This window comes from Pseudomonas simiae (assembly GCF_000934565.1).
GTDB lineage: Bacteria > Pseudomonadota > Gammaproteobacteria > Pseudomonadales > Pseudomonadaceae > Aquipseudomonas > Aquipseudomonas simiae.
Map to the genome: position 1 here is coordinate 3,933,167 of NZ_CP010896.1, position 17,826 is coordinate 3,950,992.

Genomic DNA, 17,826 nt, shown 5'->3' on the forward strand with positions numbered 1-17,826 from the left:
AACAAGGCTAACCCAAAGGCATCGTTCAATCTGGCAGTTCAACATCCCGCAACATATCGACGGTCAGGGTTTGCTCTGCGCCACCCGCCACACCTTGTTCCCCACATCATCCGCCACCAGCAAGGCGCCCTGCTCATCCAGGGTCACGCCCACCGGCCGACCTTGCGCTTCGCCTTCGGCATTGAGAAACCCAGTGAGGAAGTCGACCGGTGCGCCCGACGGTTTGCCGTCCTTGAACGGGATAAACACCACCTTGTAGCCCGCTTGCGGATTGCGGTTCCAGGAGCCGTGCTCACCGACAAACACTCCATCGGCAAAAGCGGCCGGCATGCCGCGTGCGTAGGAGAACGTCAGGCCCAGGGGGGCGACGTGGGTACCCAGGGCGTAGTCCGGCGCGATGGCCTGGGCGACCTTGTCCGGGCGCGGCGGTTGGACGCGTACATCCACGTGGCTGCCGTAATAGCTCCACGGCCAGCCGTAGAACGCGCCGTCCTGCACCGAGGTGAGGTAGTCGGGCACCAGGTCGCTGCCGATTTCATCGCGCTCGTTAACCACCGTCCACAGCTGGGTAGAACCCGGTTTCCAAGCGAGGCCGTTGGGGTTGCGCAAGCCGCTGGCGAATAACCGTTTCTCGCCGCTGGCCAGGTCCAGTTCCCAGATAGCCGCACGACCCTCCTCTGCGTCTAGGCCGTTTTCGCCGACATTGCTGTTAGATCCAACCGTCACATACAGCCGGGAGCCTTCGGGATTGGCCAGCAGGTTTTTGGTCCAGTGATGGTTGATGCCCGCCGGCAGGTCGGTGACCTTCACCGGAGTTGCGTCGATGTGAGTCTGGCCCGGGGTGTAGGGCACCTTGACCACCGCGTCGGCGTTGGCGATGTACAAATCGTTGCCCACCAGCGCCATGCCGAAAGGTGACATCAGGCCAGTCAGGAATTCGGTGCGTACCTCCGCATGCCCATCGTGATCGGCATCGCGTAGCAACGTGATGCGATTCGCGCTGGGTGCATCGGCGCCGATGCGGCCCATCACCACGCCCATTGCCGTGCGGCGTGCCCAGGCGATCAAGCCGGTGCCGCCGTCGGTGGCACCTTCGGGCATGGGCGGGTGGTTGCTTTCGGCGACCAGCACATCGCCGTTAGGCAAGGTGTAGACCCACCGCGGGTGGTCGAGATTGTCGGCCAGGGCCGTGACGGTGAAGCCCTGAGGCGCGGTGGGTTGCACACCGTCAGACCAGCCCACGGCCTTGGAGACCTTGAGCGTAGGGATCAAAGAAGGGCTGGGCTCGGGCAGTTGCGGCGCAGGCCCGACACCCGCCTGGAAAGGCAGTCTGGAGGCTTCGCCACAAGCGCTGAGGACAGCGGCAGCGGCAATCAGGAGCGCAAGACGGCTCGGTACATTCATGGTTGGAACCTCAAGGCAGAAACGTGAGGGAGTATTGCCTCAAAAAGCACGGGTCACCACCGGGCATGGCGCAATTGAATGTTAACCGGGGGGCACGAATGGTATAGAAGGCCCTTTTTATCGGACCGTTCCTGAATAACTTTCGGGTTGCGTCCGATGAACCTCGCCGCTAACCTTCGCGGGTCGCTGCAAATTCAGCGAATGGGTGTGGTAGCCCAGTTCTTTCATAGACCCCAAAACGCTCATGGGCGTTTTTTTGTGCGGGCTGCTTTGTGGCGGCTGTGCATGGGAGGCTTCGGCCTTCCGGGTTTCTATGACCGGTCTACCACCCCGTGTACAGTCGCCTCCTTACTTCGTGTGGTAGCGAAATGGAGGTGCTCATTCATAGGCGTTTCACCCTGACAAACGTCACCCCCAATCCCCGCCATCCACCTCGGATGACAATCCGCAACTTCCTCCCGATGTCATTTTCACCGTCCGTCCCGGACTCAGTACCGAAGCCGCCTTGAACAATGCCAGCGAGATGCTTGAGTCAGCGGCTGTCTGCGCCTATGACTGTGCCGAACACCTTGATGGGCCAAGCCTGAAAAAGGTGCTGGCGGTGGTGCAGATGGTCGAGATTGCGCAGTTGTTGGTCAATGAAGCGCTAAACCGGGAATGCCCGGTAGCCTGATCAAACACGTAACTCCATCATAAAAAGCAATCCCTGTGGCGAGAAAGCTTGCTCCCGCTGACTGTGCAGCAGTCCCAGTCTGTTCAAACATAGAGCTGGGGCCGCTTCGCGACCCTACGGGAGCAAGCTCCCTCGCCACAGTTACAGTGTTTGTCTTAACTGACTGGCATAAGGGCTTGCCCCCGATAGCAGTGCGGCGATCCGACAAGCCAGCTCCCATACAGACGACCCCCTGCGTCTGAAATGCTGCGCTCGGCATCAGGCCTTCACTGCTATCATCAAACCACTACTGAAGAAATGGACGTCGCTATGCGCCTGATAACAGCTCCCGCTTGTTTACTGGCCGCCTTAACCCTGGCTGGCTGCAGCATCAAGCAAACCGTCACGCCGGTTGCCTTCAGCGGCGCCCAGGCGCCTGAGATCTGCATGATCCCCGCCGAAGGCTTGCGTGCCGGGTTCAATGCCACCTACACCGCGCAGTTGCGCAGCAAAGGGTTCCAGACTCGTGAGCTGCGGCCCGGCACCCCACCGGCCAGTTGCGCCCTGTCGACGACCTACATTGGTCAATGGAGCTGGGACCTGGCGCTTTACATGAGCTATGCCGATATCCAGGTGTTTGAAAATGGCCGCCAGGTGGGCAAGGCGCTGTATGACTCGACTTCGGGTGGCGCTCGAATGGGCAAGTTTATCGATGCACAAAGCAAGATCATCGAGATGACCAACCAGTTGTTCCCGAATGCCTCCTATGGTCCGGGCCTGGCTACCAACTCCCCATCGCCAGACTGAACGGCGAAAACTCCGCGAACTGCCACCGCAACGCCAACGCCGCTGGGCGGCGCACCACGTGTTCCACTGTCACCGTCCACAGCCGCTGGGCGCCTTCGAACAGCGCCACTTCCGGGCCGTCGAGAATCAACGAGGTCCGTCCAGCCACTTGCAGTACATCCCCCGACTCAAAGTCGATGAACAACAAACCCGCCACCGGGTTGGCTTGCAGGTTGCCCAGGGTGGCAAAGAACAGGTTGCCGGCGAAGTCGGGGATGGTCAGCACGTTGCCCTCGACCCGCACAAAACCTGAGTTACCGCCCCGATGAGAAACGTCCACCGAACGTTGGCCATCGACCTCGACGTAACTGGCGACGAAAAGCGTGTCGGCGTTGCGGATCAGGGTTTGCGCGGCATCGTCCAGGTCGTTGAAGCGCTCGACCACCGTTCCGGGTCTGCGGGCGATGCCGTCGACCGGGCGCAGTTGGATGTACTTGGGGCAGTTGCCGAAGGTATGCACCACGTCGACCGAAAACCCTTCGTGATCGAATGCACCGATTCGGCCGTTCATGCGATTGCGGCGCCGAGTGTTGAGGTCGATGCCCAGCAGGCCGACGGCTGCTCCCCTACGCAAGGCGTTGCGGGCCGGGTCAGTCGCGGACGGCAGGCTGTCGATCTGCAGGGTCTGCGGATCCGGCGAGTGGACAAAGCCTGGCGCGCCTTCAATCATCGTCGCCCAAGGGATGCCCTGCTCGTCCACCGCACCCAGTATCAGGTACGGCAATAAAGGGTAGAAATCCCGGTGCTGTTCCGGCAGGTGATCGCGGATCACTTTGGGCCCGACCACGGCCATACGGTCGGCCACGCCCACCGCTGCTTGTATGTGCCGTTCACCGGCATGCCAGGGGGATTGTTCGATCAGGTTCATGGCGAGCACCTCATGTTGGATGTGTCGATGCTGCGCCCTGTCAGCCGGCGTGAGAATCACCACGCCAGGCAATCCACTGTTACGCCAGCTGAAATGCCGGGTAGTCGCGCAACGCCGTCACACAGTGATCGACAAAACTGCGCACGCGCATCGGTGCGTTGCGGCCTTCGCGGTACACCACCTGCACCGGCAGGGGCGGCGGCTCAAAGTCCGGCAATACCCTACGCAGCTGCCCGGTCTGCAGGTGGTCGTGCACCGGATAACTCAAGCAGCGAATCAACCCCGCGCCATGCACCGCCGCATTGATCGCGCCCTGCACCGTGGCGCAGCCGAGTCGGGCGCGGGCCTTGAGTTGATAGCCCGGAAAATCCCAATGCACCTGATCGGTGCTGGCGATCAGTCGATGCTGCTTGAGGTCATCCGGGCGTTGAGGCTCACCGTGAACAGCAAGATAGTCGGGGCTGGCGCAGAGGATAGGCCGCACGTGCCCCAGCGGTCGGGCAATCAATGACGAATCGGGCAGTTCTCCGACGAGGATGGCGACGTCGAGCCCTTCTTCGTGCAGGTTCGGGTAATAGTCGTGGTAGCTGACGACCAGGTTCACCTCGGGATAGCGGTCCAAGTAGTCGGCCAAGACCGGCGCCATCACATAGCGGCTGAACAGGAACGGCAAAAACACCCGCAGATTGCCTTGGGCCTGCACATGCAGCCCCTTGGCGGAGGCTTCGGCGGCGTCCACCGCGGCGAGCAGGCGCACGCAGTCCGCCAGGTAGGCGCTGCCGGCGTCGGTGAGGCTCACGCCACGCGTGCTGCGCGCCAGCAACGGCACGCGCAAACGCGCCTCCAGGCGGGCAATCGCGCGTACCAGGGTCGGGCCGGAGACCTTCGCGTCACGCGCCGCCGAGGCCAGGCTAGGCTGCCCGGCCAGCGCGGCGAACAACTGCATATCGCGATAACGCTCCATCAGCTGCGCCGCTTGATTGCCGGGTTCAGCGCGGCGTCCTGGCCCAGGCGGTGGGTGAGAAAGTCGACAAAGGTGTTGATCTTGGCCGGCACCCGGCCGCTTTTCTGGAACACCACCTGGATCGGCAACGGCGCCGACTCATAGGCTTCAAGGACAATCTCCAACTCACCCGCCGCCACCGCCGCTGCGACTTGATAGGACAGCACACGCGTCATGCCCCAGCCCAACCGCGCCAGGTTGATCGCGGCATTGTTCGCCGTGACCACCAGACGTGGCTCGATGGACACGGTCAAGGGTTGGCCGCCGTCGACGAACTCCCAGCCACTCACCAACCGGCTGGACGACGACGTGGCGATCTTGGCTTCACGCAACTGCGACGGATGCGTAGGCCGCCCGTGCTGTTCGAGATAGGCCGGCGATGCACACACCACTCGGCGCACTTCACCGACCTTGATCGCCTGCTGCCCCGGCTCATGCAAGTGACCGATACGCACCGCCACATCCACACCTTCGTCGGTCATGTTGACCACGCGATCGACCAGCAAGGCGTTGATATTCACCAGCGGGAACCGGTCCAGGTACTCCCCCAGCACCGGTGCCACATACAGCTCGCCAAACAGCACCGGCGCGGTCACCGTCAAATGGCCGCAAGGAATGGAATAACTGCCCGCCGCAGCTTCCTCGGCTTCATCGAGCTCCGCCAGGATGCGCCGGCAATCTTCCAGGTAACGCTGGCCGGCTTCGGTGAGGTGCAAGCTGCGTGTGGTACGCGCCAGCAATTGGGTGCCGATGCGTTGCTCCATGGCGGCGATGGCCCGGGTCACACTGGGCGGCGAGGTTTTCAGGCGGCGCGCCGCAGCGGCGAAGCCCTCCTCCTCGGCCACGGCCAGGAACACCTGCATCTCATGAAATCGGTCCATCGACACGCCTCTAGAAAGTTATTGCGACTGCAAGCCCACCGCCGTACGCGGCATGCCCACGAACCCCGGCAACGCCTCGATGCTGGCGAGCCAGGCGCGCACTTGAGGGTAGTCGGCCAGCGAAACATTGCCTTCCGGCGCGTGAGCGGTGTAGGTGTAGAACGCCACATCGGCAATAGTGGGTTGCTCGCCGACCAGGAAACGGCTCTGGCTCAATTGCGCCTCCACCAGTTTCAGCAAGGCATGGGAACGGGCAATGGCGACGGCGGTGTCGACCTCGGCACCAAACACCGTGGCCAGTCGTGCAGACGCAGGCCCGGCGTGCAACTGGCCGGCAGCGGCCGAGAGCCAGCGCTGCACGCGAGCCTGCCCCACCGGGTCGCTCGGCAGCCATTGACCGTTGCCATAGGTGTTCGCCAGGTAAACCAGGATCGCATTGGAGTCCGCCAGCACAACACCGTTGTCATCGATGGCCGGCACCTGGCCGAACGGGTTGATCGAGGCAATGAACTCGGGGGCTTTGTGAGCGCCTTGCTTGAGGTCAACCTGCACAAACTCCGTAGGCAGGCCGAGCAGCGACAACATCAGCTCGACTCGGTGTGAGTGGCCGGACAACGGGAAACCGTAGAGTTTGATCATGAAAGGCTCCAAAAGAGTGAGGTATCGACGCCCCGCATGTTCCGCCGCTGCCCCGGCCGTTGGAATCACCAGGATTTACAATCCAGCATTTCATCTGGTGAAACAATCACTCGTCGAATAATACCCACGATCAGGTTGAACACGGTGGTCATCACCACGCTGTCCAACGCGATCCAGGCCAAGACCTCGATCAGGCACGTTCTTGCAGCCGATCACGCAAAAACCGATGGCTCACCGAAAACAACCGCCGATACGTGAGCAGCACCGCCCCCACCGTGCCCAACGCCGACGATGCGGCAATCAGAAACATGATCACGATCTGATACCGCACCGCGTCCACCGGACTCTCCCCCGCCAGTACCTGCCCCGTCATCATGCCGGGCAGGCTGACGATGCCCACCACCGTCATCTGGTTCAGCGTCGGGATCATACCGGCGCGCACCGCCTGGCGGATGGCTTCCTGGGCCGCTTCCCAGCGCGAGCCGCCAAGGGCCAGGATCATTTCGATGGTGTTGCGGCCCGACGTCAGTTCCTGGGTCATACGCTCTATCCCCAGCGACACGCCAGTCAGGGTGTTGCCCAGAATCATGCCAAGGATCGGGATCGCATACTGCGGCTCGTACCACGGATGGATGCGAATCACCGCAAACAAGCCCACCGCCGTCACCAGCCACGAACTGCCCCACACCGACAGGATGCTGTCCACGCGCTGCCCCCGATACGTGCGCCGCCCGCGCCCCGCCGCCGAGATACCGGCAATCAGCGTCATGGCGCACATCAGCGGCAGCACCACGTACCAATAGGCAAACTCGAACACCCAGCCCAGCAGATAACCGATGGCCAGCAGTTGCACCACGGTGCGCACAGCCGCCCACAACAACTGACGCTCCAGGCCCAGGCGCAACAGCAGGGAGAGCGCGCCGTTGATCAGGATCAGCGAGGCGGCGATGCCCATGTCCAGCGCGGTAAGGTTCTGATAGTTCATGGCTGGGCCACTCCACTCAATACACCGGCACTCATCTGCAAATGGATGTCGCTCATGCGCCGGGCCTGTTCGAGGTCGTGGGAGACCCAGACACAGGCGCGGGAGCGATCCACGGCAAACCAGGCGTCGATCAGCGCTTCCACTTCGCGGGAAGACGTGGGGTCGAGGGCGGCGGTGGGCTCGTCGAGCAACAGCACTTCGGGGTTGAGCTGCAGGGTGCGGATCAGCGAAACCACCTGGGACTCACCGCCCGACAGGTCGGCGGCGCGCTTGGCCAGAAAATCCGGAGTCTTACCCGCGTGGCCCAACAGCGTGGTCACCGTCGCCAGGTCAAAGCGGCGTTTGCGCGACGTCTTCAGGCTGAACGGGAAGCGCAGGTTGTCTTCCACTGTGCCGTCGAGCAGCGCCGGGCGTTGCGACAGGTAGCTGATGTGGCAGCGGTAGTGAGGAATCTGCGCGTTGTTAATCGGCTGGCCGTTCCACAGGATCTGCCCGGAGCTGGGCGCGTCCAGCAGGGCGAGTGCGCGCAGGAACACGCTTTTGCCCGAGCCGGATGAGCCGGTGATCGACACGCGATCGGTGGCATTCAAGGTGAAATCGGTGGGCTGGAGCAAGGCCACGTGGCGGCGCTCGTCCATGCGCGTAAGGGCGCGGGTTTCGATCAGTGCGCTCATGGACGCGGTGTTCCTCTCAATCTGGATGGTGCAATGGTGAAGCACACTCGTCGGGATTTCATGCAAAACATTCAAACTCATGTGCACGAGCAGAAGCGCGCAGTTGGCCTGGGCAAGGCCCATTGTGCTCGCTAGACTCGCAGTCCTATAAAAAGGAACCCTCATGGACGAACAGAAAGTATCCAATACCCCCGCTTCCCGCTTGAGCGCAGCGTGGTTATGGCGACTGCTAAAGCGTCAAAGCCTGCCGATCATGCTGCTGCTGTTTGCGCTGTTTTACTCAAACGGCTACGCCTATCTGGAGACTTATAACAAGGTGCTCGGCGTGCCCGTTAACCGTCTCGGCTACGACACTTATCACTACGTGGTGTACGGCGGAAACGACATTCTGGTCAAACTGGCGGCCTTGCTTATCTTCACCGCAGCGGTCCTGGTTTTCGCCTGCCTGATGTACTTCACCGAAAACCCTGACCGTGTTTTACCCACTCGGGAATTGGGGATCCACACACGTCGCTATCGAATGCTGCGCAGGCTGGAGAAGAGCTACAGGAAAGCCACGACGCCGATATCCGGCGCACTGCTGATCAGCCTGCTGGCATTTTTCGCCTGGATCATCTGGTCGCTGGCGTACGCGCAGTCGATGGCACATGGCAAGCTGAGAGCCTACGAAGAGATTCGTGATTGCAAGCCATCAATTCTCCAGCTCAACAACCTCGATGTGGTCACGGCCTGTATCGTCGGCGAAAGTGACGATATGTTGTATCTGGTGGAAAAACACAGGGAGGGCGGCGAAATCCAGTTTCAGAAACGCCGAGTTCCCAAAGACAGTGTTCGCTCAACCACAGGTCCCACCACGGTGCTGAAAAAACCCGACTGACCTCTGTGGGAGCCGGACACAAGAGACTGATTTGCAATCGAGCGCGGCACTGCCTATATTTCCCGCCTGGCGCTCTCTACGCCACCTTCCGCGGAAAGGGCTGCGCCCAAGACCCTGCAACACCCTCTTTTTTTACGACTCCCAACCTTGAAGCGGAAAAGGTTTGTGCAAGGAGATCGTATGTCCCATCCATTCAACACCGATGGCCGCCTCAACCTTGAGCAGCAGCGCAAGCGCGCCAAGGAACTGCTGCCACACCTGAAAACCCAGGACCCGAACGCTACCTTGTCCGTGGCCCAGTGGACGATCGCCAAGCAGCTGGGTTTCAGCAGTTGGCCCAAGCTCAAGGCCCATATCGACGCCATCGACTTCGCCGCCCGCCACCCCGACTTTGCCGCCAGTGATGAAGCCCGCACCACCCACTGGCGCTGCGGCAATGACATTGCCCACACCCTCCAGCTGGCGGGGTTCAAAGGGCAGTTCCGGATGCTCGCCGACCCGCTGTGCATGGGGCCGGTCCGCGACTTGCCCGGCCAAGACTTCCGCGCCATGCGCAGTGCATTTATCAGCCAGGCCTTTTCCATCGATGAAGCAGACGCAGCGCGTCGCGTAGACGTTGAATACGGCCACCTCGACGCATTGGCCAGCGCCGATCACAGCGTGCTGTGGTGCGAAGCGGATGCCTATGACCAATTGTTCCTGGTCCGTGCGCTTGCCGGCCTCGAACAAGCACCGCGTAAGTTGGAACTGATCGAGGTAGACCACATTCCCGGCGTGCAACGCTTTATCGGCATCGGCCAACTGGCGCCGGATGTGCTGGCGTGGCTGTGGCCGCAACGGCGTCTGATCGATAATGATGCCGTGCAATTGGCCAAACGGGCCTGGTCGGCGTACTGCGATAGCTCGCCAGTCAAATGGGCGCAATTGGCCCATGACAGCCATCCCGCCTTACCGTTGCTCGCCCCGGCGCTGTTGCGTCAATTGCAGGAGTTGCCTGGGGTGCGCGATGGCCTGTCGCTGACCGAGCGATTGGCCCTGACGTACCTTGCTGAAGCTGGGCCAACCCCCTTCGGTCGGGTGTTTGCCGAGCTGATGGCCAAGCGTGAACCGCTGCCGTTTCTGGGGGACATGATGTTTCATGCGCTCTTGCGGCCGCTGATCGATGGCGACAACCCTTTGCTCCTAGAAGCAGAAGCCCAAAAAGCATGGCCGCAAAGAGGGTTGACGCTGACGGCATTGGGCCAAGACGTGCTCAAAGGCCGAGCCTATTGGCCCGACCATTGCTCCCATGAACGCTGGGTCGGTGGAACGTGCATCCAACCCGGCCAACCTCACTGGACGATTGATGAGGATAACCAACCCGTCTTTCAGCGCAGGGCTATCAGGTAGGCTTCTTCAGCCGAGAACCCCTCCATGATGAGGTCGATGATAGCCTCTCTGTATTCACTGACTTTCACCGGCAGGGTCGCCTTGTTCGTCTGGTAATAAGCCGCCATACACTGGATAGCTTGCGGCTTTTTGACCTTTCGGCGAGGTTTCACTGCCTGCGTGGTCACACTGACGAAACCATCGAAGTCCGCTGTCGCGGCGCTCCAGTCAAACTCAAAGACCTGCTTACGCGCAGCCACCGGATCGAAGTGTCGAGTAAAAAAACTGCCACACTCCCCCGAGCTTTTACTGATCACCAACGACGTCAGGTCTGGCAGTTCTCGCTCATTGGTGAACAGCCTGACCACGTCCAGCCGCCGCCCGGTGGAAACGGGAATAGCATTTTGAACGACCGGATGGTCAGGGTTCTCACACTGGGCACGATCGACCAGTTCGGAGTACGTCAGGCAATGTTTATGCTTGGCCAGATCAACCAGGATTGGGTAATAGACGGACGCCAACTGGACGTCGATAAGGGTGATGTTTTCGTAAAGACCTTGCTGTGCGTTCATGATGTTCCTGACCAGCGCATGATTTCCTTGAGTGGGATAACATCCCACACTTCGCACCACATGGCTAATAGCCACCTATTCTTATCAAGGAAGATTTGTGACCCTTCGAACAGCAGCTGACCTGTGGAACAGCCTGAACTCAGCGGACCGCCTGGCGCCCAGGAGCTATGACAGACAGTTCGTCGCAGACCTGCGCGCGGCGTTGCACATTGCGCCATCTCAAGACATTGGCGCCTATCTGAAACGTCACACCGTCGATGCCACGTCTTTCCTCGTCGCGGTACTGAATGCCTTGCAGCCTTTCGGCATGATGCTCAACGACATCTATGAAATGTTCGCCGAGGGCGGTGTGTCCCAGAGCAATGAGCGACTGCTGATCGAGTTCGATTTTGGTCAGGGCGACAAAGTGCCCTTCGACGTCGATGCGTTTCGTCGCGCCCGCGCGATAATGGAAAACCTCAGCCACGCAGTTGCCCAGCGCGCCTATTGTGCAGAGGACTTGAGGCTCATCAGCAACGGCGTGTTCCGTGCGTTGAGAGAAACGCCGGGGGTGGACACTACCAGACCCCCTTCTCTCGTGGATATGGCTGCAAAAAGCTGGATTGATGGCCACGAATGGCCTTATCAAACGCCTGTGCCGCTGCCCGATGGTGCGCCCAATGACTCACTGACCCAGGCACTTGCACCACTGGCGACCCTGATCCAGCAGCTGTGCCAACGTACAAGCCGCTATACCAGCCAGAATGACCTGCGCAGCGCCCGCCGTGATGACGAGCCATGCCCATCAGAGAGAGCGCCCATCCATCAATGGAGTGAATCCCAGTTAGCGCACGCTCAGGACGATCACATCGCGCGCTATCACCTCTTACGCGGACTTTGGTATTGCCAACAGCTTGTCCCCCTGTCACACAGGGACAATTTCGCAGAAAAAATTGAAGCACTCACCAATGCCCATTCGCAGTTCGTCCCGCCCCAACCCTTGTCACGTGAGCTGGAAGACCTGCTGGACCTGCCCATCTGGAAACAACGTTCACAGCTCTATTCGGTGTGGCTTATTACGCTGCTGAAGCGCGAACTCAAACAGTCGGGTGAACGTTTTCAACTGATGGCCGAAGACAACGGCCTCACATTCGCCTTCAGGCCTACTCTTATTGCCAAGCTGCATGTCGGCAACGATGTGCTCGAGCTGATGGCGGAGCTTCGCGTCGCCTCCAAAGACATTAAGTTGGCAGGTGCAGGCCGTAGCCAGAACATTCAACCTGACTATTCGCTCCTGCAGCGCCTGCCGAATAAAACCGAAAAAGTTGTCTATGTGCTGGAAGCAAAGCAGTACGCGCGCGCCAACACTCGAAACTTTAATGAAGCCCTGCGCGACTACGCAAAGATCAACACACACGCCCTTGTAGCCCTCGCAAACTACGGACCGGTGCCCGCCAGTCAGCCGAAAAAGCTGGTGGACCTGTGCGCGCAGAATGGCGATGAAAACGTGAGTGAGCGTTGCCAGGCATTTGCAGGCGTCACCCCCATCAACGCGATGTCAACGCACCTATTGCGCCAGCATTTTCGTCGTGCACTCACAGAGTACGCGTTACCTCTGCCCCGCCTGATTGTCGACTTGTCGAGTTCAATGGGTGGAGTGCTGAATACTCAAGCCTTGGATAGCTGGACAACCACTGCCGAGCGCATTGCTGATTCGGGCATGGGGCTCATACTTAACCAGCACTACCCGGAACCCGTGAGTCCCGGCCAGCCAACGCGTAACGCCATGCTGTCGCTGTTCGAAAAAACCGTCAACGGACCCAAGGGAGTCTACGACATCACCCAAAAAGAACGTGGCCTGTTGATGCTGTTTACGGACAGCGGTGGATTTCATGAAGAACGCAACTATCACGACAAGCTGGCGGGCATCATCATTCTGCAATCGGACGGCTCAATGGAGCTGCGGATGAGGAAATCTACGGAGAGTCTGCTGCGACGGGCAATACCCGCTCTGATCGCTTGCACACGTGCTGGTGAATCCTATTGAGCGTTTGCCACAAAGCCGCTCGGGGCCGTATGGTGCGGCATCCATCAAACTCTACGCCTGCCACGCGGCGCGCCTTTTCCAAGGTTGATTATTTCAATGCGCAACCTGATCTTCGTCAGCCTCTGCCTGTTGGCCGGCTGCCAACAAACGCCACCCGCCAACGACCAGCTCGACGCCGTGCTCTGGACCCAGACCTCCATCGAGCATGAGCTGATCTACCGCCAGCTCTTTGCCAATGCCACCCGCCAACTCGACGTGGCCCTGGCTGATCCCACCTGGGACGCCCTGCCCTTACCACCGCGCAACCTGACGGGCTTGCCGCCGGCCGTGGTGGTGGATATCGACGAAACCCTGCTGGACAACGTGCCGCTCAACGCGCGGGATGTGGTCAACAACCAGGTCTACTCCTACGACCGCTGGAACACCTGGGTCGACCAGGCCAAGGCCCAGGCGTTGCCTGGCGCAGTCGCCTTCCTGCAAGCGGCCCAGCAAAAAGGCATCGCGGTCTACTACCTGACCAACCGCGAACACAGCCAGGTCACCGCCACGGTGAAAAACCTGCGCCTGCGCGGCTTTCCGGTGGAAAGCGACGAACACGTCCTCGCCGCCAGCACACCTACCGGCCATTGCGAAAGCGCCGGCTATGGCAAGAACTGCCGCCGCCAATGGGTCGCTGCCCATGCTCGGGTGTTGTTGATGGCGGGTGATTCCCTTGGGGATTTCGTCCAGGCCGAGCACAACACCGTCGCGGATCAACGCAAGGCCGTGGCGCCCTATGTGAACTGGCTGGGGCAACGCTGGTTTCTGCTGCCCAACCCGACCTATGGCAACTGGTACAGCGCGCCGTATGGGGATGATGAGAAGTTACCGTTTGAGCAAAAGCGCACGCTCAAGCAGCAGGCGTTGCAGTTGCAGGAATAGCCCGCGCGACTGAACGGGCCTGGGATGCTGCCGTATACCGATTCCTCAGCGACGTGCGCTGACTGCCGAAGCGTCATTGGACACGATCACTTCCACACGGCGGTTCAACTGGCGTGACTGCGCGCTCTGGTTATCGGCGACCGGGAATTGCTTGCCGTAGCCGATTACCGCAATACGCTCGATCCCCACGCCAAGCCGTTGCAGGCCACGGGCGACTGCTTGGGCACGTCGCTCGGACAGGCTCTGGTTGTAGGCATCGCCACCGACGCTGTCAGTGAACCCCTCTACGCGCACCTGACGCTCCGGGTTCTGCACCAGAAAGTTCGCCAACCCCTGGAAGTCCCGTTGGCTGCCCGCTTTCAAATCGGCCTTGCCGGTATCGAACAGCACGTCACCAAAGGTGATGACCTGACCACGCTCGGTCGGCTGGGCTTTCATCGCCTGCAACGCCTTGAGCTGCGCGGTGCGCACGTCGAGTTGCACCTGGGTGCGGTCGACCGCGATGTTGTCGAGCTGGGCGTCGGTTTTGCGGCCGACGATGGTCTGCTCGGCCAGGGCGATTTTTTGCGTGGCAAGGTAGGCGAGTTGGTCGATCTGGAGGGCGGTACGGTCGTGCAGGGACACTTGGTTGGCGCGGTCCAGCGCGTTGGAAGCGATACGGGTTTCAACCGCCGCCAGGGTGTTGGACTCCGGCTTCTCCTGCAGGCTGGAGAACTGGCTGCGCGCTTGCAGCAATTGCGGGTTTTCCGGCGGCGTGGCGCAACCGGCAAACACCAGACTCAGGGCCGAAAGAACAGGAATGAAAAAAAGGGCACGCATGGCAAGATCCTCAGTGGGTAGTCGCGGGGGCGTTGAGCATTTCCTGCTTGAGCACCTGGATGCCCTCTCGCGCCTGCTTCAAGACTTGTTGTTTACGCACGGCATTGGCCTTGGCTTCGGCGAGGCTGGCATCGGCTTCGATCTGATCGGCCAGTGCGTCGACCTCGACGTACTTCATTTCACCGATGGCCTGGTCCATACGCGCCAGTTTGTCCTGGGCCGTTTTCATTTCCAGTGGCGCGAACTGGGTCGCTTGCGCTGCCAAGGCACGCCCTACCGCATCACGGGCCAGGGAGATCTTTACCGCTGGTGGCTGCGGCGTGGCACAACCTGCCAGTACACCGGCGGCGATCACGGCCCAGGCCGAGCGGCGCAGGCGTTTGCTCACACTGGTCATCTTCATGTGTTGACTCCTAAGCATGTTCTTACGGCTGCGGGGCGATGGGAACAGCCCTTGCCGTCTCGCTTGTGTTCAAGCGATCGCGCCATCCTAGGAGGAAAAATGCAGACTAGAAGAATGAAAAATCCTGGCTGGTTGTAGGATTTTTCTCAGAAAAACAACCACCACCAAGTGTAGTATTTGTTCACTTAATCAATAAGTTGTCCGCCGACGGACACAATAAGGCATATGGAAATGAAAAGAGTGTTGATCGCTGCGTTCGGCATCTTGTCGCTGACCCAAACATCGCTGGCGTTCGCCGATAACGCCAACGGAAAAAATCTCTATATGCAGCGATGCGCCATGTGCCACGGCGCGGATATCAAGGGAACAGGGCCGTTGGCCAAAAAAAGCAACCCGCCTACACCAGACCTGACCACCGCTGCCTTTAAAAAACGCCTGAATGATTATCCGGGCGTTATCGTCTCTTCGATCATACTTCGCCCCAATGGCGACTTGATCCCAAGAACGTTGCGAGAGAACGGCGTAAAACTACCGCCGTTCGCTTGGAGGGTTAACGACTTCCGCGATTTGAATCAGTACATGAGCGGTGTGATTGCCAAGCATCAATGATGGGCGGTCAATCGATCACGCGGTCCTGATCGCCCAGGTCCAGGCCTTGCTGGCGCAAGCCGTGTTGGGGCGAGAAGCGTTTTTGCTTACTGTTGGCGCTTCCAAAAGTGACCCGCTGCAACAGCGGGACCCTAAGCTGCCGTTACCGAAGAAACGGATAGGTACACCTATTTATCCAGCCGCAACAGTTGCATCTGCTGCCGATAATCATCCGTCACCTGCCGAGCCTGCCCGCTGCTGGTAATCACCTTAGGCGTAATCAGCACAATCAACTCCGTCCGATCCTTCGACTTGCTGGTACTGCCGAACAACCACCGCAACCCCGGAATCTTCCCCAGATACGGTACCGCACTCACACTCTCCTGGTTGTCCTGCTTGATCAACCCCCCCAGCAACACCGTCTGCCCACTCTGCACCGCCACCTGCGTCGACACCGAACGCGTGGAAATACGTGGATTCACCGGCGTGTCGCTATTCGTACTCTGATTCTCAGCATCACTGACCTGCTGCTGAATATCCATGTACACCAACCCACCCGGATTGATCCGCGGCACCACATCCAGAATCACCCCCGTCTGCACATACTCGACACTGCTCAAGGTGGTATCCGCATCCCCCGTGTTCACCGTGGTCTGGTTGATGGGAATATTGTCCCCCACTTGAATCTGCGCCGGCTGGTTGTTCATCACCACCAGCGACGGTGCCGACAGTACCTGGGTGCGGCCATTGGTTTCCAACGCATGCAACGCCACCTGCAAATTCGAACTGACAAACGAATAGAACAACGAATCCGTTGCCCCCAACCCCGCCCCACCCCCGCCCAGCGCGCCCTGGCTGCCAGAGGCATTGGCCACGGTGGTGCTGGAGGAATTCCCCGCCAGGCGCCCCAGGTACCACTGCACGCCCAGGTCCAGTTCACCGGTAAGCTTGACCTCAAGGATGCGCGTCTCGATCTGCACTTGCAGCGGCGGGTTATCGAGGCGTTTGATCGCCGCTTCGATCTCTTTCCACTGTGCCGGTCGGGTGCGCACCAGCAGCTGGTTGCTGCTCTTTTGCGCGGTGATGCGGGTGCCGGCTTCGAGCGCGCTGGTGGGGGCGACTTCCTTTTCTTGCGGCTCCGACTCTTCGGCCGCAGGCGGGTTGTTCTGCAAGCCGCCGGAATTGAGCGACGACAGGGTGGTCGTGCGCAGACCCGGCGCGACCTTGGCCGGTGTGTCGTCCTTGATTGCGCCGGTGCCGTAGATCTGCCGCAGGTACTTGGCCAGGTCGGCGGCCTTCATGTTGCGCACGTCGTAAACGTACATCTGCGGCTCGTTACCGCCGCCTTCGTCGATGGTGCGAATCCAGTCGCCCACTTCGCTGAGGTACTGCGGCTGGGAAGAAATCGCCACCACCGAGTTGGTCCGTTCAATCGGCAAAAAGCGCAGCATGCCGGCCAGGGGCATGCCGCTGTCAGGGCCGAACATGCTTTGCAGTTGGGGCATCAACTCGGCCACGGAAGCCCGTTGCAGACCGAAGACGCCCACCGACATGCCCTTGAGCCAGTCCACGTCGAAGGTGTCGATGGTGTCCTGGTAGTTAGCCAACTCGTCCGGGGTACCCGCCAGGCTCAGCACGTTGCGCGCCGGGTCCACCAGCAAGAACGCGTTCTCGCGGGCGAAGGGCTTGAGCAGTTTTTGCATCTCGGTGGCGGAGATGTAGCGCAACGCAAACAACCGCGCCGACAGGCCGCTGGACGGTTGCGCCACGTTCATCTGCGGTACCAGTTTGCCGGCCACCGCCTGGTTGGCGGGCAGGATCACGTAGCGATCGCCCTGCTTGATCATCGCGTTGTCGGTCCAGGACAGCAGGGTTTCAAGGATCGACAGAGCCTGTTGTTTGTCCACCGGTTTGGAGGTGGAAAAGCTGACGTTGCCCTTCACGCCCTGGGCGATGCTGTAGTTTTCGTGCAGCAGGTCGCCCATCACGCTGTTGATCACCGCTTCGATGGGCTGGTCGGCAAAGTTGAAGACGATATCGCCCCCCTTCTCTTTCGCCACCGGCTGCGCTGCCGGCGCGCGCACGAACTGTTGGTTGCCACGGATCAGTTGGCGCTGCGCTGGCGGTTGCACCGAAGGCGGCGGAGTTTCCGCTGCGGCCTGCTCGGTCGGCGGGCGTTGCGAGCCCGTGCCCTGCATGGCTTCGTGCAGCAGATCGTCATCCGGCTCCAGACGGTCGGGAAAAGATCCACAGCCGCCCAGGACAAGGGCGGTGGCCAGGCAAAACGTTGAGGTGCGCAT

The 17,826-nt window shown here is 60.4% G+C and carries 18 protein-coding genes; 7 read left to right on the forward strand and 11 right to left on the reverse strand.

Annotation, left to right across the window (positions count from 1 at the left end; translation table 11 throughout):
• Window positions 1–63: 63 nt before the first annotated feature.
• Window positions 64–1,404: a PQQ-dependent sugar dehydrogenase gene (locus PF1751_RS17615; protein WP_021491068.1), complete on the reverse strand. Its 1,341-nt coding sequence runs from the start codon at window positions 1,402–1,404 to the stop codon at window positions 64–66.
• 466 nt (window positions 1,405–1,870) lie between these two features.
• Here PF1751_RS17615 and PF1751_RS29130 point away from each other — a divergent pair, with 466 nt between their 5' ends.
• Together PF1751_RS29130 and PF1751_RS17620 are read left to right on the forward strand one after the other, a co-directional pair.
• Window positions 1,871–2,077: a DUF6124 family protein gene (locus tag PF1751_RS29130; RefSeq protein WP_226994560.1), complete on the forward strand. Its 207-nt coding sequence runs from the start codon at window positions 1,871–1,873 to the stop codon at window positions 2,075–2,077.
• A 309-nt stretch (window positions 2,078–2,386) separates the two neighbouring features.
• The gene (locus tag PF1751_RS17620) at window positions 2,387–2,863 is read left to right on the forward strand and encodes an Sbal_3080 family lipoprotein (protein WP_010209225.1); all 477 of its coding nucleotides are present in this window, start codon (window positions 2,387–2,389) and stop codon (window positions 2,861–2,863) included.
• On the opposite strand, the gene PF1751_RS17625 is transcribed toward PF1751_RS17620, so the two are convergent.
• The 6 genes from PF1751_RS17625 to PF1751_RS17650 all read right to left on the reverse strand — a co-directional run bounded on the left by PF1751_RS17625 (window position 2,838) and on the right by PF1751_RS17650 (window position 7,952).
• On the reverse strand, window positions 2,838–3,770 hold the full coding sequence (locus PF1751_RS17625; RefSeq protein ID WP_044287438.1) for a pyridoxamine 5'-phosphate oxidase family protein: 933 nt from the start codon (window positions 3,768–3,770) through the stop codon (window positions 2,838–2,840). The genes PF1751_RS17620 and PF1751_RS17625 overlap by 26 nt on opposite strands.
• A 79-nt stretch (window positions 3,771–3,849) precedes the next feature.
• Window positions 3,850–4,734, reverse strand: a complete 885-nt coding sequence (locus tag PF1751_RS17630) for a LysR family transcriptional regulator (RefSeq protein ID WP_010209222.1) — start codon at window positions 4,732–4,734, stop codon at window positions 3,850–3,852.
• On the reverse strand, window positions 4,734–5,654 hold the full coding sequence (locus PF1751_RS17635) for a LysR family transcriptional regulator (RefSeq protein ID WP_010209220.1): 921 nt from the start codon (window positions 5,652–5,654) through the stop codon (window positions 4,734–4,736). Before PF1751_RS17635 ends, PF1751_RS17630 begins: the two co-directional genes overlap by 1 nt.
• 18 nt (window positions 5,655–5,672) lie before the next feature.
• Entirely contained in the window at window positions 5,673–6,293 is a 621-nt protein-coding gene (locus tag PF1751_RS17640; RefSeq protein ID WP_010209219.1) for a glutathione S-transferase family protein, read from the reverse strand.
• 190 nt (window positions 6,294–6,483) lie between these two features.
• Window positions 6,484–7,278 (reverse strand): ABC transporter permease, encoded by a 795-nt coding sequence (locus tag PF1751_RS17645; protein WP_010209218.1) that lies wholly within the window; start codon window positions 7,276–7,278, stop codon window positions 6,484–6,486.
• The gene (locus PF1751_RS17650; protein ID WP_021491073.1) at window positions 7,275–7,952 is read right to left on the reverse strand and encodes an ABC transporter ATP-binding protein; all 678 of its coding nucleotides are present in this window, start codon (window positions 7,950–7,952) and stop codon (window positions 7,275–7,277) included. The genes PF1751_RS17645 and PF1751_RS17650 overlap by 4 nt, the downstream gene beginning before the upstream one ends.
• 163 nt (window positions 7,953–8,115) lie before the next feature.
• Between PF1751_RS17650 and PF1751_RS17655 the strand changes: the two genes are divergently transcribed.
• Entirely contained in the window at window positions 8,116–8,829 is a 714-nt protein-coding gene (locus PF1751_RS17655; RefSeq protein WP_010209214.1) for a hypothetical protein, read from the forward strand.
• 180 nt (window positions 8,830–9,009) lie between these two features.
• The gene (locus tag PF1751_RS17660; protein ID WP_042571760.1) at window positions 9,010–10,218 is read left to right on the forward strand and encodes a DUF1835 domain-containing protein; all 1,209 of its coding nucleotides are present in this window, start codon (window positions 9,010–9,012) and stop codon (window positions 10,216–10,218) included.
• On the opposite strand, the gene PF1751_RS17665 is transcribed toward PF1751_RS17660, so the two are convergent.
• Entirely contained in the window at window positions 10,197–10,769 is a 573-nt protein-coding gene (locus PF1751_RS17665) for a hypothetical protein (protein WP_044287439.1), read from the reverse strand. The genes PF1751_RS17660 and PF1751_RS17665 overlap by 22 nt on opposite strands.
• Window positions 10,770–10,866: 97 nt before the next feature.
• Here PF1751_RS17665 and PF1751_RS17670 point away from each other — a divergent pair, with 97 nt between their 5' ends.
• Both PF1751_RS17670 and PF1751_RS17675 read left to right on the forward strand, forming a co-directional pair.
• Window positions 10,867–12,795, forward strand: a complete 1,929-nt coding sequence (locus PF1751_RS17670) for a hypothetical protein (RefSeq protein WP_044287440.1) — start codon at window positions 10,867–10,869, stop codon at window positions 12,793–12,795.
• A 96-nt stretch (window positions 12,796–12,891) separates the two neighbouring features.
• Window positions 12,892–13,716 (forward strand): 5'-nucleotidase, lipoprotein e(P4) family, encoded by an 825-nt coding sequence (locus PF1751_RS17675; protein WP_021491076.1) that lies wholly within the window; start codon window positions 12,892–12,894, stop codon window positions 13,714–13,716.
• Window positions 13,717–13,761: 45 nt separating this feature from the next.
• On the opposite strand, the gene PF1751_RS17680 is transcribed toward PF1751_RS17675, so the two are convergent.
• Together PF1751_RS17680 and PF1751_RS17685 are read right to left on the reverse strand one after the other, a co-directional pair.
• Window positions 13,762–14,535 carry an OmpA family protein gene (locus PF1751_RS17680; protein WP_044287441.1) on the reverse strand — a complete coding sequence of 258 codons (774 nt, stop codon included), beginning with the start codon at window positions 14,533–14,535 and terminating at the stop codon, window positions 13,762–13,764.
• A 10-nt stretch (window positions 14,536–14,545) separates the two neighbouring features.
• The gene (locus PF1751_RS17685) at window positions 14,546–14,938 is read right to left on the reverse strand and encodes a DUF4398 domain-containing protein (protein WP_010209206.1); all 393 of its coding nucleotides are present in this window, start codon (window positions 14,936–14,938) and stop codon (window positions 14,546–14,548) included.
• 231 nt (window positions 14,939–15,169) lie between these two features.
• Here PF1751_RS17685 and PF1751_RS17690 point away from each other — a divergent pair, with 231 nt between their 5' ends.
• Window positions 15,170–15,547: a c-type cytochrome gene (locus PF1751_RS17690; RefSeq protein ID WP_106119372.1), complete on the forward strand. Its 378-nt coding sequence runs from the start codon at window positions 15,170–15,172 to the stop codon at window positions 15,545–15,547.
• 167 nt (window positions 15,548–15,714) lie between these two features.
• On the opposite strand, the gene gspD is transcribed toward PF1751_RS17690, so the two are convergent.
• On the reverse strand, window positions 15,715–17,826 hold the full coding sequence (gene gspD / locus PF1751_RS17695) for a type II secretion system secretin GspD (protein ID WP_021491080.1): 2,112 nt from the start codon (window positions 17,824–17,826) through the stop codon (window positions 15,715–15,717).

Excerpts from the sequence above, each read along its gene's own strand:
- PF1751_RS17620 (WP_010209225.1), top strand. The coding sequence starts at position 2,387 with ATGCGCCTGATAACAGCTCCCGCTTGTTTACTGGCCGCCTTAACCCTG.
- PF1751_RS17645 (WP_010209218.1), bottom strand. The coding sequence starts at position 7,278 with ATGAACTATCAGAACCTTACCGCGCTGGACATGGGCATCGCCGCCTCG.
- PF1751_RS17675 (WP_021491076.1), top strand. The coding sequence starts at position 12,892 with ATGCGCAACCTGATCTTCGTCAGCCTCTGCCTGTTGGCCGGCTGCCAA.
- PF1751_RS17635 (WP_010209220.1), bottom strand. The coding sequence starts at position 5,654 with ATGGACCGATTTCATGAGATGCAGGTGTTCCTGGCCGTGGCCGAGGAG.
- PF1751_RS17640 (WP_010209219.1), bottom strand. The coding sequence starts at position 6,293 with ATGATCAAACTCTACGGTTTCCCGTTGTCCGGCCACTCACACCGAGTC.
- gspD (WP_021491080.1), bottom strand. The coding sequence starts at position 17,826 with ATGCGCACCTCAACGTTTTGCCTGGCCACCGCCCTTGTCCTGGGCGGC.
- PF1751_RS17650 (WP_021491073.1), bottom strand. The coding sequence starts at position 7,952 with ATGAGCGCACTGATCGAAACCCGCGCCCTTACGCGCATGGACGAGCGC.
- PF1751_RS17680 (WP_044287441.1), bottom strand. The coding sequence starts at position 14,535 with ATGCGTGCCCTTTTTTTCATTCCTGTTCTTTCGGCCCTGAGTCTGGTG.
- PF1751_RS17615 (WP_021491068.1), bottom strand. The coding sequence starts at position 1,404 with ATGAATGTACCGAGCCGTCTTGCGCTCCTGATTGCCGCTGCCGCTGTC.
- PF1751_RS17690 (WP_106119372.1), top strand. The coding sequence starts at position 15,170 with ATGAAAAGAGTGTTGATCGCTGCGTTCGGCATCTTGTCGCTGACCCAA.
- PF1751_RS17685 (WP_010209206.1), bottom strand. The coding sequence starts at position 14,938 with ATGAAGATGACCAGTGTGAGCAAACGCCTGCGCCGCTCGGCCTGGGCC.
- PF1751_RS17665 (WP_044287439.1), bottom strand. The coding sequence starts at position 10,769 with ATGAACGCACAGCAAGGTCTTTACGAAAACATCACCCTTATCGACGTC.
- PF1751_RS17630 (WP_010209222.1), bottom strand. The coding sequence starts at position 4,734 with ATGGAGCGTTATCGCGATATGCAGTTGTTCGCCGCGCTGGCCGGGCAG.
- PF1751_RS17660 (WP_042571760.1), top strand. The coding sequence starts at position 9,010 with ATGTCCCATCCATTCAACACCGATGGCCGCCTCAACCTTGAGCAGCAG.
- PF1751_RS17625 (WP_044287438.1), bottom strand. The coding sequence starts at position 3,770 with ATGAACCTGATCGAACAATCCCCCTGGCATGCCGGTGAACGGCACATA.
- PF1751_RS17655 (WP_010209214.1), top strand. The coding sequence starts at position 8,116 with ATGGACGAACAGAAAGTATCCAATACCCCCGCTTCCCGCTTGAGCGCA.